Source organism: Endozoicomonas sp. Z74 (genome assembly GCF_057680865.1).
Genome location: NZ_JBLYZI010000010.1, coordinates 1 through 16,902 on the forward strand (window position 1 = coordinate 1; position 16,902 = coordinate 16,902).

Sequence of the window (16,902 nt, forward strand, 5' to 3'; positions counted from 1 at the left end):
AAGAACGCCAATGGAAACTCTGATAGATGGCAAAGAGATCTGGAAGGAAAAATTTGTAGCCTGAATTTGACCTGACAGACACCCTCTGAAAAATCGGTGACTGTCAGATCAGGTCTGAACTACTACACCTTATGGCTTCAATGCCTCTCTGCAAAAAACCTCCCTTCTCAATCGTAAACCCTTGATAGAGCGATAAAAGCGCCCGGACATGGCTGGAACCAAACTGTCACCAGGGAATGGCTGTCCCATCATAATTGACAAAATGACCACTGGTTGCCGGTGATAACTGCTCTATAACCCTGCGAAGACCTTTTATGGAAGTCTGTGCATCGATTAATGCCTGAGCCCCTCCCATATCCGTCTGTACCCAGCCAGGGTGCACAATCCCCACACTGATGCCCTTATCGGCAAGATCAACGGCAAGGCTTTTACCCACCGCATTCAAGGCAGCCTTGGCCGACCGATAGAGGTAACTGCCCCCCTTCTGGTTATCCTCAATACTGCCCATTTTGCTGGACATTAAAATGATCTTTTTTTCTTTACTCTGAGATACCTGATCCACCAGCGCCTGAACCACCATTAACGGGGCAATGGTATCTACCCTGAGCACCTCCAACCATGGATCAGCCTGAACTTCATCAAAAGCCAGCCCTTTAGGCCCATAGATCCCAGCGTTGTTAATCAGAATATCAATAGGACCGTCAATAACATGGCGAAGATTATTCACCATGGCCGGTTGAGTAATATCCAGTGGGATCAGTTCAAGCAGATCACCGGACTGCTTTTTGAGCTCGAGCAACTCCAGGGAAGACTCCGGGCTACGGCAACAACCGAAGACCTTCTCCCCCGCCGCCAGATATTGACGACAGAACTCTAGCCCCAGCCCTCGGCTTGCCCCTGTTACAACAATTTTTCTCTGCATGTCCACGCTCCTGAATACCGAGTCGTAGTCTAAAAAAAGCTATTATCAAAGATATGCCAATTTTTTCCAGGGAAACCGATCAGCTCAGGAGGTCGGCCATGGGCATCCAACACAGCAGAAAAGCCTCTATCAACAGCCTTCATGATGGTCATGTGGTAGCCCAGCTGTGTATTAACTACCATATTGACCGTTCAAATGCCGAGAAAGCCCTGGAGGTCGATCTGCAATTAAGTGGCGAGATGGGTTACCATAATACGCATTTCATAATGAGGCGTGATGTTTATTATAATCTGCCCCAAAAGATCAATGAGTGGCTGAAGGAGCATCACCTTGTTTCTGACAGCCTGTCCGATCCCCTTTGTGATAAGGGACACTTACACGCCACCCTCGCACTTGAAATCCTGACGGAGATACATTCAGTGCTTGGCACTGGCAACCAGGTCGATCTGGATCGTTTGATCTCAGATAACTATTAACCAACATTTCCAGGGAAAGGAAAAATGTCCTCCAAAATCAACGGCACCCCCCCATCATCCACCCCCTTGCCTCATGATAACTTATCCGAAAAAACCGGTGTATTACACAATGGCAGAGCAGTAAAAAGAGCAGAAAAAGCGGGTCAGCCTGTTTTAGACAGAGCACCTTCACAGGCAAGTCCGGTTAGCAGAACGGTTTCTACTTCCCGCCCCTCTCGTGGATTTACGTCAGAGGAGCTTCACATAGTCCAGCGGCTGATTTTAGAAAAAAAGTGGCAAGCCGCTGAAACCGCCTTTGGTAATTACGCAACAGACCTTACAGCATTCAAGCAGCTGCTTAGTGAACTTGATGACACAACGGGCATTCCCAATGAGCTTTACCCTTCCATCGAACACCATTTCAGTACCTGCTTCATCAGGGAAAAAGCGCCTATTCTGACGGCCCCTGCACTGACGAATGAAAGTGAAGACAACGCTTTTGTTCGCTACGAAACCATTAACCGTATTCTGGGCGACAACCCTCTTGCACCGGACAACCCCATCAAAACAGTAGCCCGAACAACCGTCGATGAGTTTCTTGATGGTATACCTGATACCGGGATTGAAAAGGCATCGCTCGAAGAGGAAGCCTCACTCAAGATGGCAGAGCATCTGGAAAAAGTCATTACACAGCTTAACGAAGAGCTAACCTCATTGATCCAGTAGTTCGCTGTAAAAAAGGGCCTGATTAAAGGCCCTTTGTCATCAAACTAAAAATGATTAGCAATCAGATCAATAAAAGAATCGTAGCCACACTCAACACCAGAGTTCCCCCATAGCAGGCCACCTTGATGCCTACCCCGGGATGGAAACCAAGGTCATGGGAGCCATGGTAGATCCTGTGAATACAAGCCCAGTAGGAAGGTACCAGGGCAACCATCAGGGCAAGCCTGCCAATCCAGCTTTCAAGAAAGAAAGAGGACATCCGTTCATAGGAGAGGGCTTCCGCAGGAATAATCCCCATTGGCACTCCCAATCCCACGATGAAGATGATCGCAGGAAAGAAAAAGGCGATGGTCGTACCACCTGCACCGAACAGGCTCCATAACAGAGGTTCAATATGCCGCTTGTTACTCATGTTTATTCCCTCTCTCAGAGTCCCATGGTAGCAGCCGCCAAAATGACAGCAGACACAACCACCAGGCCAACATACATCAGTTTGTTAACCACGTTATCCGCCACCAGCTTTCGGATCTGTTGAGGCAGCACCCGGGGCGTCATATCGAAATAAGTCACCGCATGATAAAGGGTCAGACCCAGAGTCACGACTGTGAACAGAATCATCAGGGGGTTGGCCTGAAAATCCAGCCAGCCCTGCCAGGCATCCGGGCCTTTAACCAGCTGTACCAGACCGATAAACAGGTTAATCGCGTACAAGCCATCAAACACACAGGATGACTCACGCACCATATAGTTACGATAGAACGGGTGATCCATGAACCAGGTGCGCTTCATAGGACGCACGTAAGGACGACGACTCATCACTTAGCTCCTTTGCGTGGCATCAGAAAAGACAGAGCCCAATCCTGGGATCCCTGCAGCTTGTTCTGGTTAATGGCTGCAGCTGGATCGACGTTCTTGGGGCAAACTTCCGAGCAGTATCCCACAAAGGTACAGGACCAGACGCCATTCTTACCCTGAATAACTTCAGTTCTCTGCTCATAACCGTCATCACGGTTGTCGAGGTTGTAGCGATGCCCCAGAGCGATGACCGCAGGGCCGGTAAACAATGGGTTAATCCCCATCTGCGGACAGGCTGAGTAGCAGAGCATGCAGTTAATGCACATGGAGAACTGCTTGTAGAGACCCAGCTGTTCTGGAGTCTGCTTATTCACACCTTCTTCAACCGGCTTTTCCATGGCATTGATGATGTAGGGCTTAACCGACTCCAGTTTTTCAATGAAGTCAGCGGAGTCCACAACCAGGTCGCGCTCAATGGGGAAGTTGGCCAGAGGCTCAACCTTGATACTGTTGGGATAGTAGTCCCTCAGAAAGGTTTCACATCCGAGCTTTGGTGTCCCGTTGATGACCATGCCGCAGCTACCGCAGACCGCCATACGGCAGGACCAGCGGTAGGCCAGGGTGGAATCCAGTTCATCCTTGATGTGCTCCAGCGCATCCAGCATGGACCAGTCTTCAACATAGGGAATGGTAAATGTGCCGTAAGAAGGCTTCTCATCGGTTTCCGGATTGTAGCGGAGAATCTCGATGGTTATGGTTTTATCACTCATGGGCGGCCTCCTTACTTCTCTTCGCTCTTCTTCTCAGCGGCAGCGCCATATACGCGCTCTTCAGGCTGGAAGCGAGTTACGTTGACATCCTCGTACTCCAGACGAGGCTGGGCATCACCATTGAGGTAAGTCACAGAGTGCTTGAGATAATTGACATCATCACGGGCTTCAAAGCCATCAATACGCTGGTGAGCACCCCGGGACTCTTTACGCTCAACGCCACCAATGGCCATACATTCTGCAACCATCAGTGAACTCTGCAGCTCAAAGGCCTGCAACAGTTCAGTGTTAAACACCTTGCTCTTGTCTTCTACCTTGACGTTTCTGAAACGCTCACGCAGCTCAGAAATCTTGTCCAGGCCTTCCTGCATCTCTTCACCAATCCGGTAAATACCGAAACAGCGCTCCATGGTTTTCACCATTTCGTGACGGAGGTGGGAAGCTTTCTCCGTGCCATTGGCATTTCTCAGGCTCTCAATACTGGCCAGGTGGGCACGGGCCTGATCCAGCAGTTTGCTTTCGTCAGACAGCTCATTCTGGCTGGCAAAGTCAGCCGCACTTTCACCGGCAACCTTACCAAATACCACGGTCTCCGCCAGGGAGTTAGAACCCAGACGGTTGGCACCGTGCATCCCAACACTGGCACACTCACCGGCAGCAAACAGACCATTAAGATCACTGGCACAGTGAATGTCGGTCCTGATACCGCCCATGGTGTAGTGAACAGCCGGGCGTACAGGAACGGGCTGGTGGACGGGGTCCACACCCAGGTAGTTTTTCGCCAGAGAACAGATCAGTGGCAGACGCTCCATCAGTTTCTTCTCACCGAGGTGACGCAGGTCGAGATGCACGGCGTCCCCAAGCGGGGTCTCAATGGTGCGCCCTTTGCGCTGCTCCTGCCAGAAGGCCTGGGACAACTTATCCCGGGGCCCCAGTTCCATGTATTTGTTTTTGGGCTGCCCAACCGGTGTTTCCGGTCCCAGACCATAATCCTGCAGATAACGGTAACCGTCTTTGTTCAGCAGAATACCGCCTTCACCACGACAGCCTTCGGTCATCAAAACCCCTGAGCCGGGCAGGCCGGTGGGGTGATACTGAACAAACTCCATATCCCGAAGAGGAGCACCTGCCCTCAACGCCATGGCATGGCCATCGCCTGTAACAATGGCGCCATTGGTGTTAAAGCGGAACACACGTCCAGAGCCACCAGTGGCAAATATCACTGACTTGGCCAGGAACACTTTGGGCTCACCGGTCTTCACTTCAATCGCCACGACACCCTGCGCGCGACCATCTTCCATAATCAGGTCGGTGGCAAAAAATTCGTCGTACCGCTTAATGGAAGGGTATTTAGTAGATGTCTGAAAAAGGGTATGGAGCATGTGGAAGCCAGACTTATCCGCGGCAAACCAGGTGCGCTCGATTTTCATGCCCCCAAAGGCACGAACATTCACATCACCATCGGGTTTCCGGGTCCATGGGCACCCCCAGTGCTCAAGGCGGATCATCTCTTCTGTAGAGTGTGAGACAAAGTAGTCCACAACATCCTGGTCACACAGCCAGTCGCCACCGGCTACGGTATCCACAAAGTGGTTCTCCAGAGAGTCATGATCCTGAACCACCCCGGCAGACCCACCTTCCGCAGCCACTGTGTGGCTCCGCATAGGGTAGACCTTTGAGATAAGGGCCACCTTTAGATTCGGGTCCTTTTCTGCCACGGCGATCGCTGCACGCAAACCGGCGCCCCCGGCGCCTACGATTGCTACATCGGCCTTTATGACCTGCATATGCCAACCTCTATTGCTTGTCCTCACTGCAGAGCTCAGATGGACAGGCCTCTGGCAGTGGGACGGGTCAATTGAATAGTGCTTGAAATCGTTAATAAATTTGCGCAGCAGTTTATAGAACCAGGCCCCGGATAAGAATTGATTTAAAACAAAACCTAACAGGTTTCACCGCAAGTATGGGCCAAACATGCTAAACCGTCACACCCACTCCAGATCCAGTTATTCCTGAGTAAAACAGACTGGAAGCCCTGCTCTTTCCTTTTCTGGAAAAGCTTATCCCTGCGGACTCCCCCCCCCTTTTTCAGGAGATAAAGCTCAGGGAGTTGGGATTAAAAAGTGATGAAACGTAGGCAAGTTCGGCAAACTTCCAGTATTTAGGTAATCAACGGCTGCACACGAAGAATTTTGGTAGTGAATGTAGTAATTGCCGCAAAAGTAGTCAATTCATAATTTCCCCTTCTCCATGGGTATTTAACGCAGATCACTCACTGCCCTCACCGCGAGAGCCTCTAGAAATGATAATCACTCCCATTTATTTCAATCAAAATCAGCTTCTGAATTTCTAAGCTACCCCGGCACAAATTGCAGAGAGTAAATACACGGCTTCGCAAACCATCAGGCCGTTATCAGCTGTGCCAACACAACAATGCAACCAAAAAAAAGGCAAGAGTACACCATCCACAAACCTCCAGGAGCCTGATACCTCCTTTCACTGGCAGAACGTTTTCTGAGAACACAAACCATGACTGACGGCAGCAGAACAGCCAGTATGGACAGGGCTACAGCAGCGTATCCAAGGGCCTTAACAAATCCACCAGGAAACAGGGTGGCAAAAACAACTGGAGGGCCAAACGTGATGCAAACAGTCTGAAACCGTTGCAAACGGTCATTACCTCTTCGGAATAATCCAGCAAGATAGTCAAAGAGCCCGAGGGCCACCCCTAATACAGAAGTCAGAAGAGCAAGATCTGAAAATAGATGAAGCGGAACACTGCCTTTACTGTCTTTGCTAAGTTCGCCAATTAAACCCGACAGAGATTCCGGGGAACGGCTGATATCCAGCAGCCTTGATTCGACTAAAACACCGTGAACCACGATGAGCCAGGAAGCATACACTATGAGAGGAATCAGGGTAGCCATTATAAAAACAAGGGACAGGTTCCGCAGCCGCCCGCTCTGGTGAAGTTGCGCTTTCTGATAAAGAATGATGCTGGGAATGCTGCCATGATAGCCAAAAGAGGTGAATACAACCGGTAACACCCCCAATAGCGTCAGCCCCCCAACCCCCTGTATATCCAGTACCCGTTCATAACGAACCGATGGAGCGAGAGCTGCCAGCACAGATACAAAAGCTACGATCATTAATCCGAAGAAAATTCGATTCACCCAGTCAACGGCAGAAGTACTCCAGTACACAAAGATAGCCGCCATCAGAGAAAATAACAGCACACACAGCTCAGTAGGAACAGTTGGAGCCAGCTCCTGAATGTAGCGGGAGAGAAGCGCCCCCCCCCCAGAAAGATAAGCTGCCATTAACGAATAAAACAAGCATAACGGGGTGACAGTGGCCAGTACTCTTCCCAGCCTGCCTAAGGTACGACTGGCCATGACATACAGGTTACAACCTGGCTCAACAGCCAGGTTCACTTCAAGGGTCAGCAGCGCAGCCCCCGCAGAAAAAAAAGCGGTTACAAGAAAAACAAGCAGCATGGGCAAAAGGCCAACACTTGCCGAAACCAGGGGCAGCGCCAACATACCAGCACCAATGGCAGTACCCGCCAGAATAAGGGTGCTTCCAATTAATCTGGAACTGCCAACCACAGGTTCAGGCATGCTTGATCACCACTGCTGTTATGAATTTAAGCAATAAAGATAGGGCAAATATGGGAATATGCCTGCTAATGAAGGGCTCAATTGGCCAGCTTTATACTAAAGCGTTTTATAAGTTATCCAGAGGGTCGGCCCCCTCAACAAGTGCAGCAGGCGGTTTCAGCTGCGCAAAGTGCTTATGCAAAGCCTCCAACTGAACATCAACACTGGCATCAACAACGCCTATCTCACTCTCCATAATGCAGTCCCCGGTGGAAAGCCTGGGATCCGCCACAAGGTCTACAAAACCAACACCTTTATAATCAGCCAGAATATCATTCAACCTTGATTTGACCATGTTATGCTGGCTCGGAGGCACTCTGATGGTCACCTGTTTCTCATTACGAACATGCTGAAGGGCATTTTTCACAAGGCTGACTGCCAGCTGCTCCTGGTCGAACTCACCAATTATTTTTTTAACACCAGACAATAAAATATCGGCCAGAACATGTTCAACATCCGATAAATACTGAATCGTCCGGCTAACCACCGCCAGCATTTGTTCAGCCTGCTCAGCCTTACTCTCATCCAGGCCATCCTGATAACCCCGCTCCTTTTCCTGCTGAAAGGCTTCTTTCGAGCGATCAACAATCTCAGACGCCTGTTGTTTAGCCTCATTAAGGACATCACGTGCTTCCAGATAAACCCTGTAATCATCTGACTTCAAAACCTTACAACTGGGGTCTATTTCCAGTTTTCTGCTATTCAGGATAACAGGTGTCGCCATTGCCGGTTAACCTCCCTGTGGGTTTTAATCACCAGCCGGGCACATTGAGAGCCATCCATGGTGATTGATCCAGTATCATTGAGGATTTTCTGCAGCCCTTGGGGCATCTTCAGTGCAAGTCGTTTTCGAAACCCAACCGGCGCATCACGAAAAGCGGTTGCTATCACTTGAAAACCAGATGTTTTCAAAAACATTCTGAAACGGTCAAGATGATTCCAGTCAATCAGAAGACTTGGACCGGTGCTGACGGAGGCTCGACTGATAAACTGTGCTTTTTTGACCGCAAACTGAAAAGCGGATTCTCCCAGGCATTTTTTTAGAGCTATTCGTTCATCTTTGCGAACAACCGACCGAATAACATTTTCATTTAAAACAAGCCCTAAATAAAAGGCCAGTTTCTCAATCTCTTCTGCCGAGGCAAACACCACTCGCTTTTCAAGGCGACGAAAGTCAAAATCAAATACACCGTCCACCTTATAACGTTCCAATAAATACGACGACAGATTGAATTGGGTGGTAGCGCTTGATTTAAGGCGACCAATAAGGCGAAAGTGCTCATCTCGCTTAAGCCAGCTCAAGTGTATATAGCGAACGGGATAGAAGTTAAACTCTGTAATAAGATCAAACAAGCTAACCCCATTACTCTTTTGAAACATTTGAGCATCATCCATAGCCACACAGACCTGCAATTAACTATCAATAACTACATTCTTCTCATCACGACTCGGGTTTCGCAGCATCACTTTTTTTCTTTCTTTTCTTTTTCTTCTTTTTTTGCTCAAGTGTCCAATAAAGAAAACCACAACCACCCAGAGCGGCCATCAGAATAAACAACATAGAATACACAACAAATTTCAGGAGCCATGAAGACCCGGAATTCACCTTGATGAATAAAATTGAATCGGGTTCAGGCTTGGTCAGGACTTCACTGTTCAAGCGGGTTGCAGGAAAAAGGGACACCGTAATTTTCTCAAGAGAGAGCCCTTCAATGCTGTTCGCGACCAGAGTTTTAACTTTGGGAATCAGACCAGCCAACTCCAACTCCGGCGTATATTTTATAAAAACAGAGGCCGACGACGGATAATTGACATCCGTAAGACTATCCTGCTCCTGGGGTAAGACTACATGAACACGAGCAGTGATCACTCCATCAATCATGGAGAGTGTGGATGACAGCTCCTGAGACATAGAATAGGTGTAACGAGCCCTCTCTTCGGTGGGTGAAGAAATCAGACCGTCTTTGGGGAAAATATCACCGATGGAAGAGTATTTTTCCTTAGGGTAACCATAGCTCCTGAGCAACTTGATAGATCTGGATACATCATCTCCATCAACCATCAAGGTGACCATTTTATCCTTATCCATCAGTTTTTCACTGGAGATCTCACTATCCAGGAGGATTGCGAGCATTTCATTCCCTTCTTTCTCGCTCAGCCCCGAATACAGCTCCACCTTGCACCCTGACAGCAAGACTGCAAGCACTATTAGTAATGCATATCTGAAAACCTGGACTAACCCCTGCTTCATAACAAGGCAACCCTGTTGGACGTTAAAATTGTCTTCTCAACCCTTCTTAACGACCAAAGCTGAAAAAAAATGATATCGCCCAGCAGAAAATATTAATGCAAAGGAATATATACAGTTTTCTATGGCCTCTTTGCGGCCAAAAATACAATCATTTTCAATGTTATAGATACAAAGCTGAAATCAAGATCGGCCACTCAGTGGCCGCAAACAGACAGAAGGGCAGAAGAAAGGATCATTGTAGCCTTGAGCAAACCAAGGCTACTGGTTTCTAAGTAAGGTATCAAATGTTTGGGTGCTTTTACTGACAATTTTACCAATATAATCTTCAGTTATCATAAGGTTAGTCATTGCCATCTGGGTTTGAAACATATCTTTCATTCCCATCGCATCACCAGGAGCCATATGCAACTTTACCAGGTCCGCTTTCTGCTCTACATGAGATTTTAACCCCTGCATCCCCTGAAGCACCTTATCACCCAGAGTAAAAGCAGGAACCTGGGTATCCTGAACTGACGTTGAAGGCTGTTGACCCGCCTGGCCGACCTCCTTTGAAGGGGCACTGGAAAGAAGCTCTGCAAACCTGCCTGCATCGCCCTCTTCAGGCTGGTCTGATTTTGAGAAACCACCGTCTTGGGATTTATCAAGGGCTTTCTCAAGCGCTTCACCTGCCTTACCGATGTTGTCCGCCATAATTTGTCCTCAATTATCAGAGTTCGAGGTACAAAAAACGCCTCTTTTTACCATAAGGTTAGCCTATTGAAATGGGCTCTATGGGCAGGATACGACTCTACTTGGTCTTATCATGCATCGATTTCGTCAAATTTTTCGGTTAGCTGTTGTATCGCCCCTTCCGCTTCACTTCGATTAAACCCTTCATTCGCGACAAACAGGCTAATAAATAACTGATCATCATCCTGAAGTCCAACCTGCAATGGAAAGCGCAGGCTTTTTGTGTAATGACAGGCGATCAACGCCCTTTCAAGCACTGGAAGGATTTCAAACTGTGAAACTGGCCGGATTAGATACATCAGAATACCTGTTTCCTGCAACTCCATGTAGAGTGTCCCTCTGCGCTCGAACTCAAAGCTGACCACACCTGTGCCTGAAAAGTCGACACCCTCCACTCCCATTCCAAGGCCTATTTCAGAGAGAACATCGCTGCGCCAGTCCATACCAATCTCCAAAGTCTTAGTTTTTTACCTGAATTCCCATTCTGGAGTCAGAATCCATAGGGCCAGGTTTGTTATTATTAATGAGTGCCACCAGCTCATCCCTGAACTTCTGCTCAGCCCCATCAATCACATTGATTTTCACGCCATTGCCCACTGCCTGATCAAGCTGATCCAGCAACTTTCTCAGCTGCGACGGCTGACCAGCAAGCTTCATAACATCTGACATAACTTCACCTGGATCATTGTACTGCATGCCTTCAATCTGTCCGGTAATTTTGGCCACTATAAAGTCAGCAGTCCCTCTCGGCGGGGCTTCTTTTTGAGTGTTGTTATTGTTCTGAGAAGTCCCCAGTGTCGGCATTAGACTATCAGCCTCGCCTCCCCCCTTAAAATCAGGTCCGAGGGAAGTTGTAATTTCTCCAAGCAGACCATCACCAAGAACACCGTAGCTTTCATCTTCAACCATTTCAGTATCTTCGCCAGACTCCTGCATAATCAGATTATCCAAAGTATCCGATGCTGCTGATTGCATATTCAATTTAGTATCCAGGTTTGAAAAAATCTCTTCTGGCAGCATTCGAACCAGACCAACAATCTTGGTCATGGTAAAAATCTGGGCCTCAAGCTCAGTCACATTAATTTCATCAGGCATCCTTTCGAAATCACTCTCAGTTATCCATTGTTTTTCAAGCAAGTTAAGCATTTTCTTCATTAACACTTGCTCTTTAACACCAAGATCTGGGTACAATCTTTGTATTTGCTCCTCTGTTTCTATACAACCATCGTGAAGCCCGACGAGAACTTTCAATTTAGATAAGTCTTGAATGATTGCCTGCAGCCTTTCAGGAGGAGCTGATGGATCAAGACACGCCAAATCAGTAGCAAGTAATTTCAACTGTACTTTAAGCGCCGTTTCAAAATTTTCTGCACCATGACGACTATTCAGGTCATCGTAGGTGGCTTCCAGTGATTTATGATCTCTGACATGGTCAAAATATTCTTTCCTGGCTTCAGAAATACTGAACAGGCCTGTTTCTTCCGATTGCCTGGCAGCCTCTTCCGTTAAGTTCTTCCCAATCTGTATCGCCTGTTCATTTTTCTCTTCAGCGCGGATATCATCGATAGCCCCATAAAACTCGCTGGCAGAACCAGGACCATTCTCTGCCTCATACTCTACTGCCGCTTCATGGAGAGCCACGAACTGATGAAATACATCATCAGAAAATTTCTGAGCTTCTTCCCTTAGACCTTTCCGATTAAGATTGGCACTTGTCCCAAACTTACCTTTAAACTCATCAATGCCCTGGATTTTTTCTATCGATTGAATCTTACGAATTTGATCAAGGATTTTCTGGGCTCGAGAATCCCCTTTCGACAGTTTTCGATCTTTTAAATGATTTTTAAATTGACTTCTTGCCTGAGAAATTTCTTCTGCAATATCGGCTGCTTTAGCAAGAGGCGAGGATGTATTGACGGATACCTTTACCTGCTCACCGGCCATCTGCCCTGCTTTTGCTCCGGCAGCCTGACTGGCAACAGTATTTTCCAAACTTGGAGCGGTAAACTGTTGAATACCACCAACTCCGGAAGCCATGGCACCTCTCTCTCATAAAAGAGCCAACCAGGTTGGCTGGTTGGCTTATTGAACGAACTTATGACTGTTATTAACCGCGTGTAGTTGATTTCAAAGTTTCGAACCAGGATCGAATAATTTCGTCCATTTTACTTTGGACGGTTTTAACCATATCCTGATGCAAGTTCATGAACTCTGTTTCACTCTGGGCAGCATTGTCATGAGTTTTCTGGAATGCTTCATGTTCCTTTGCTTTAGCGCTGTGCATAGCTCCCTTATATTCAAAACCTGCTTTAACCGCATCACCACCTGCCATAATCAGCTGTGAGAATGCCTGCCCCCTCATCGTTGTCTGTTGAGTCCAGGCCGCTTGCTGATTCTGGTTCATCCCTGCAGGAGGAGTCCTGAAGGCCATCCCCCCCTGGACCAAACCACCAGCAATCTTGGTTCCAGCACCAACCCAGCCGGCAATAGCATTACTCAATGCCGCCTCTTTCATTTCTGCGGCCTGATTCAGTATTTCATTTTTCGCAGCATCATACTCAATGGCCCTAAACTCCCGTGATGCACGCCTTTGGTTAACACTCGCATCATGCAGTAATTCCATCACAGCAAAAATATCCACTAACTGTTCCAGAATAGCGTCATCAAATATATTTCCTGCTGAAAGCAGGTTGTACCCCATTGAAACCCCTTTCAAGTAGGATGCAGTCTGCTGGTCATTAGATCTCATTACTGACTGTTGTTGGCTTAGCATATCGGGGTCACCCGCCGACAAAAGCACATCAATTTCAGCCTCACTGAAACCCATCTGGGCCAGTAACTGGCGTTGCTCACTGCTGCCCGGGGTTCCTTGCCCATTGAGCATGGCTAATAAACGCTCAGCCTGTCCCCCTTTAAAGCCCAGAGCCTCCAGGGCTGCTTTTGGATTACTCCCAGCCTGATGCAATGAAGCCAGTCCACTGCCATCTTCATCAGGGTTTGCCAGTGAAAGCAAAGCATCAATCTGACTGTCACTGAAACCTAATGAACTTAAAGCACTCTTTTTCTCCTGCAACGCTGTCTGCCCACCATGCAGTGATGCCAGTGAGTTGCCAGCATCATCAGGGTTAGCAAGTGATAAAAGTGCATCCAGCTGCGAGGCGTTAAATCCCATCCCTGCAAGAACACTTCGCTTGCCCTGCAAAGAGTTCGCTCCATTACCTTGCAGTGCACCAACATAATCCGCAATTCCTGAAAGCGAAGATGCGTATTGTTGAAGTTTGGCTGCCTGGGCAGGGGTAAGCGAGCCTTTAACAATATTTTGCAATAGCACTTTAGAATTCGCCATGGCAAGATCCGTTAATTCTCCCAGCTCCCCCATTTGCGCGCTGGCCGACTCCATCTGGGTGGGAGCAAGATCTCCCGGAGGATCCAGATTGGGGCCTGAGGGTTGCTGACCTCTTAAAGCGTTACTAGTTGCTTCTCTTCCTGAAAAACGAATGTTTTCACCTTCAAGATCCCCTGCAGCAACTCTTTCGCTAGCTCTTGCCTTGCCAGTTCCATCAGTTGGAGCATTATACGCTACCTGACCGGTTGAACCTGATTGACCAACTTGTGCCATGTTCTACCTCCTTGTTTTTACGAAACTCAGGCACGCATATTACGTGACAAGGTCGTTTTAGTTTCGTGATTGGCCTTCATAATGCTCGATATCACTTGATACCCTTGCTGTAATTCATCAATGGCCTTTTGAATTGATTCGATATTGTCTTCTATCATCTGTTGAATACGAAGCATCTCTGCCTGGAATTTCTTGGCATCTGCCCGTAACAGGTCGGATTCATATGTTTGAGTGGTACTCACCGCTTCTGCTGAGCCGCTCGCCACCATAGACGCGCCACCAGCCAACTGCAGAGCCTTTGCCAACTTTGAAGTAATTGACGCAACCCTAGCCGCTGTCGTTGCCGCTGTAGCTGCTGTGTTAGTGGCAGTCGCCGTGACAGTTGCTGTAGTGCTCGCTGCGGTGCTACTTGCGGTACTGGCAGCTGCTCCACCGGTACCAGCAACGCTCCCTGCACCAGCAGACCCCAATGACAATGCAATAATAACCGCAGACCAGAACACCATGGCACCAATCATGGCGTCTTTACTGTCACCGAATATCTTCATCATCCAGTTACCCGTTTCAGCCGAAGCCATCATCATGACTACCAGTGCTGTTGCAGCGACCATCAAGCCAGCTGCAGCAATGGCAGATGCACCACCAGTAAAAACAGCACCAATGACCATTACTGCCGCAACAATGGCCATAATGGCAACAGCAATACCGCCAAAAATCTTACCAATGAGACCAGATTTTTTAGCCTCCTTAGCTTTTTCAATAGATTCTAATATTTTATTCATCCGTTTTTCTGAAGCTTGCTCTTTAGCAATCTGGCCAATTTTGATATTTTCCTGATCAAATTGGATTCGATTATCTTGAAGCTGAGTTTGAATCCTCATCAGCATCATCGTAGCTTCATCAACGTCAATGGTTTTTCCTTCGCCAAGGAACCGAAGAGTAAATGCTTGCAAATCTTTTTGAAGATCTTTCTGAAGGCTTTTAGGAATACTGGTAATATTAGCGACCTTATTAAACACATCAGAAAACAAGTGATATGTATTATTTAAAGAAGGATCCCCATTCATTACCCCATTCAGCCTGGCAGAAAATGAGTGCATATTTTCCAGCCCATTATTTTTATGGGGATTTTTAGGGTCTGCTAATACAAGCATTCCCTCAATCGTTTGCTCACTAAACCCCTGAGCAAGCAGTTTCTCACGATTGGTTGTCATTGACCCAATCATTTTTGCCATGGGGTTTTCTTTGAACTCTTTCGCAGACAGCCCGAGAGACTCAACGACGGACATCATTTTTTCATCGCTCATCTCAGCCGTGCCAGCCTTATGTTTAAATACCCCCTCTATTTCATCATATACTGCAATGGTCGGCTTATCAGAGCCTTCTGTCGGCGCATCCATACGAGGTTTCAAGGCCTGCTGCTGACCTGAACCCAGCTCCTCAACCTCACCATCCGTTGAAGAGTAGCTGTTCTGCTGACTAAACCCACGATCTACCTTTTCCTGCTGAGTTTGCCTGGCCTTTTCAGCTTTATTCGCAAATTGAGCTTCAACACTTAACTGTTCCGGGCGTGACGGACCCTGAGAGATATCTGCCATGTTAATACTCCTGACTTAACTCAAGTTATCCAGCATACTTTTTGCACGCTCAAGATCTTCTGCGTACTCACTCTGCTCACCAGCCCACTCAATAGAGGTCTCGTAAGACAGTCTGGCCTTTTCTTTATCGCCCTTTGCCAGATGGCAGTCTCCGATATATATCATTGGGCGCGGATCATCAGAATCGAGCACTGTGGCAAATGAAAAAATCTCTATAGCATTATCGTATTGCTTCTGCATTTGTTGGCAAGCACCTAACCCCATAAAATACTTTCGATTAAAATGGTCATAAAAACAAAGAAACTGAAACACCTTCTGGGCTTCTTCATACTTACCACCCTGATAAAGGTTGTAAGCAACTGAGTAAATTGCCTCCATGGCATCATCACTCAGGTCCTTCATATCCTTAAAAGTGCCGCCTTTTCCAAAAAACTCGATCAACATATCCTCGAGTTCTTCACCTTCATACTGATTGGTTTCTTCATTATTCACTTGCGACCCCTCCATGAGTTAACGCAGATTTTGAATGATTGTACTTAACGACTGGTAATATTTATTTATAAAATTAGACAACATCTCGAAGGTTTGGTTGTATTTATTAATTGTTTGCTGCAACTTCGTTGTTTCTAGCTGGGATTGACTGGTTAATGACTCTATTTTACCTTTCAACCCTTCAATATTGACATCCCACTCTGCAGAGTTATGAACATTGTCCCCACCATTGGTACTCATCTTTGCACCCATGCCATTCCAAAAATCGACCATATCACCAGGCATGGTAGAAGTACCAGACGTTCCTGCTGCCGCTTTTAAATCCTTAGCCCTGGCCAACATGGCATTCGCCGCTTCCAGCTTTTTGTTTTTTTCACTGATAGAAGCAATTTGTTCTTCCAGTTGATTCTGAAGAATATCGGCTCTGGCTGTCAGAACAGACATAATCAGAGCATCAAGACTTGGTTTAGTAAAATCAACAGGTTCACCCAGAAGGTAAGCATTGATCGAAGATGCTCCAGGGCCAACATAGGTATCTCCCTGCCAGTTAGCAGGATTACTGACCTCCTGAACCATTGAAATAGGTGCCTGCAGATAGACCAGCTGCTTAGCGGCTGGATCCAGTTGACCTGTATATTGCAGACTATTCAGTGTCTGCTTATTGACGGAGTAGAAATGAGTAGGTGTAAGAGAGTTACCCTGATCATCAGGGTCAGCCAGGGACAGTAGCGCTTCAATTTGAGCATCACTGTATCCAGCAGCCTTTAGAGAGGCTATTCGGTTGTCATTAAGGGAGAGCGTATAACTGGAGCCTCCGGAACCTAGAGAACCGGAATTGCTGGTATCAATTGTGGAATCTGCCATTCAATGACTCCCTGTCATCGTC

At 47.4% G+C, this 16,902-nt stretch carries 18 protein-coding genes; 2 read left to right on the forward strand and 16 right to left on the reverse strand.

Annotated features, from left to right (window positions below; all coding sequences use genetic code 11):
• Positions 1 to 226: 226 nt before the first annotated feature.
• The gene (locus ACNRUY_RS04570; RefSeq protein ID WP_488110469.1) at positions 227 to 922 is read right to left on the reverse strand and encodes an SDR family oxidoreductase; all 696 of its coding nucleotides are present in this window, start codon (positions 920 to 922) and stop codon (positions 227 to 229) included.
• 98 nt (positions 923 to 1,020) lie between these two features.
• On the opposite strand from ACNRUY_RS04570, the gene ACNRUY_RS04575 reads away from it, so the two are divergent.
• Positions 1,021 to 1,398, forward strand: a complete 378-nt coding sequence (locus ACNRUY_RS04575) for a hypothetical protein (RefSeq protein ID WP_488110470.1) — start codon at positions 1,021 to 1,023, stop codon at positions 1,396 to 1,398.
• Positions 1,399 to 1,422: 24 nt separating this feature from the next.
• Complete coding sequence (locus tag ACNRUY_RS04580) at positions 1,423 to 2,103, forward strand: hypothetical protein (protein ID WP_488110471.1); 681 nt, start codon at positions 1,423 to 1,425, stop codon at positions 2,101 to 2,103.
• 61 nt (positions 2,104 to 2,164) lie between these two features.
• Here the strand turns inward: ACNRUY_RS04580 and frdD are convergent, their stop codons facing one another.
• The 15 genes from frdD to ACNRUY_RS04655 form a co-directional block, all read right to left on the reverse strand.
• Positions 2,165 to 2,515 (reverse strand): fumarate reductase subunit FrdD, encoded by a 351-nt coding sequence (gene frdD / locus ACNRUY_RS04585; RefSeq protein ID WP_488110472.1) that lies wholly within the window; start codon positions 2,513 to 2,515, stop codon positions 2,165 to 2,167.
• Between the two features lie 14 nt (positions 2,516 to 2,529).
• The gene (locus ACNRUY_RS04590; RefSeq protein ID WP_488110473.1) at positions 2,530 to 2,919 is read right to left on the reverse strand and encodes a fumarate reductase subunit C; all 390 of its coding nucleotides are present in this window, start codon (positions 2,917 to 2,919) and stop codon (positions 2,530 to 2,532) included.
• On the reverse strand, positions 2,919 to 3,668 hold the full coding sequence (locus ACNRUY_RS04595) for a succinate dehydrogenase/fumarate reductase iron-sulfur subunit (protein WP_488110474.1): 750 nt from the start codon (positions 3,666 to 3,668) through the stop codon (positions 2,919 to 2,921). The genes ACNRUY_RS04590 and ACNRUY_RS04595 overlap by 1 nt, the downstream gene beginning before the upstream one ends.
• 11 nt (positions 3,669 to 3,679) lie before the next feature.
• The gene (gene frdA, locus ACNRUY_RS04600; RefSeq protein ID WP_488110475.1) at positions 3,680 to 5,455 is read right to left on the reverse strand and encodes a fumarate reductase (quinol) flavoprotein subunit; all 1,776 of its coding nucleotides are present in this window, start codon (positions 5,453 to 5,455) and stop codon (positions 3,680 to 3,682) included.
• 615 nt (positions 5,456 to 6,070) lie between these two features.
• On the reverse strand, positions 6,071 to 7,288 hold the full coding sequence (locus tag ACNRUY_RS04605; RefSeq protein WP_488110476.1) for an amino acid permease: 1,218 nt from the start codon (positions 7,286 to 7,288) through the stop codon (positions 6,071 to 6,073).
• A gap of 106 nt (positions 7,289 to 7,394) precedes the next feature.
• Complete coding sequence (locus ACNRUY_RS04610) at positions 7,395 to 8,051, reverse strand: HrpE/YscL family type III secretion apparatus protein (protein ID WP_488110477.1); 657 nt, start codon at positions 8,049 to 8,051, stop codon at positions 7,395 to 7,397.
• The gene (locus ACNRUY_RS04615) at positions 8,030 to 8,680 is read right to left on the reverse strand and encodes a SctK family type III secretion system sorting platform protein (protein WP_488110478.1); all 651 of its coding nucleotides are present in this window, start codon (positions 8,678 to 8,680) and stop codon (positions 8,030 to 8,032) included. Before ACNRUY_RS04615 ends, ACNRUY_RS04610 begins: the two co-directional genes overlap by 22 nt.
• An 88-nt stretch (positions 8,681 to 8,768) precedes the next feature.
• A complete protein-coding gene (gene sctJ / locus ACNRUY_RS04620; protein WP_488110479.1) occupies positions 8,769 to 9,578 on the reverse strand; it encodes a type III secretion system inner membrane ring lipoprotein SctJ in 810 nt (269 codons plus the stop codon).
• A gap of 258 nt (positions 9,579 to 9,836) precedes the next feature.
• Positions 9,837 to 10,268 carry an EscF/YscF/HrpA family type III secretion system needle major subunit gene (locus ACNRUY_RS04625; RefSeq protein ID WP_488110480.1) on the reverse strand — a complete coding sequence of 144 codons (432 nt, stop codon included), beginning with the start codon at positions 10,266 to 10,268 and terminating at the stop codon, positions 9,837 to 9,839.
• Positions 10,269 to 10,378: 110 nt separating this feature from the next.
• On the reverse strand, positions 10,379 to 10,750 hold the full coding sequence (locus tag ACNRUY_RS04630; RefSeq protein ID WP_488110481.1) for a hypothetical protein: 372 nt from the start codon (positions 10,748 to 10,750) through the stop codon (positions 10,379 to 10,381).
• A gap of 16 nt (positions 10,751 to 10,766) precedes the next feature.
• On the reverse strand, positions 10,767 to 12,344 hold the full coding sequence (locus tag ACNRUY_RS04635; RefSeq protein ID WP_488110482.1) for a TyeA family type III secretion system gatekeeper subunit: 1,578 nt from the start codon (positions 12,342 to 12,344) through the stop codon (positions 10,767 to 10,769).
• A 70-nt stretch (positions 12,345 to 12,414) separates the two neighbouring features.
• Positions 12,415 to 13,926 (reverse strand): hypothetical protein, encoded by a 1,512-nt coding sequence (locus tag ACNRUY_RS04640; RefSeq protein WP_488110483.1) that lies wholly within the window; start codon positions 13,924 to 13,926, stop codon positions 12,415 to 12,417.
• Positions 13,927 to 13,952: 26 nt separating this feature from the next.
• The gene (sctE, locus tag ACNRUY_RS04645) at positions 13,953 to 15,524 is read right to left on the reverse strand and encodes a type III secretion system translocon subunit SseC family protein (protein ID WP_488110484.1); all 1,572 of its coding nucleotides are present in this window, start codon (positions 15,522 to 15,524) and stop codon (positions 13,953 to 13,955) included.
• A gap of 15 nt (positions 15,525 to 15,539) precedes the next feature.
• Positions 15,540 to 16,016, reverse strand: a complete 477-nt coding sequence (locus tag ACNRUY_RS04650; RefSeq protein WP_488110485.1) for a SycD/LcrH family type III secretion system chaperone — start codon at positions 16,014 to 16,016, stop codon at positions 15,540 to 15,542.
• An 18-nt stretch (positions 16,017 to 16,034) separates the two neighbouring features.
• Positions 16,035 to 16,880 (reverse strand): hypothetical protein, encoded by an 846-nt coding sequence (locus ACNRUY_RS04655; protein ID WP_488110486.1) that lies wholly within the window; start codon positions 16,878 to 16,880, stop codon positions 16,035 to 16,037.
• Positions 16,881 to 16,902 lie beyond the last annotated feature (22 nt).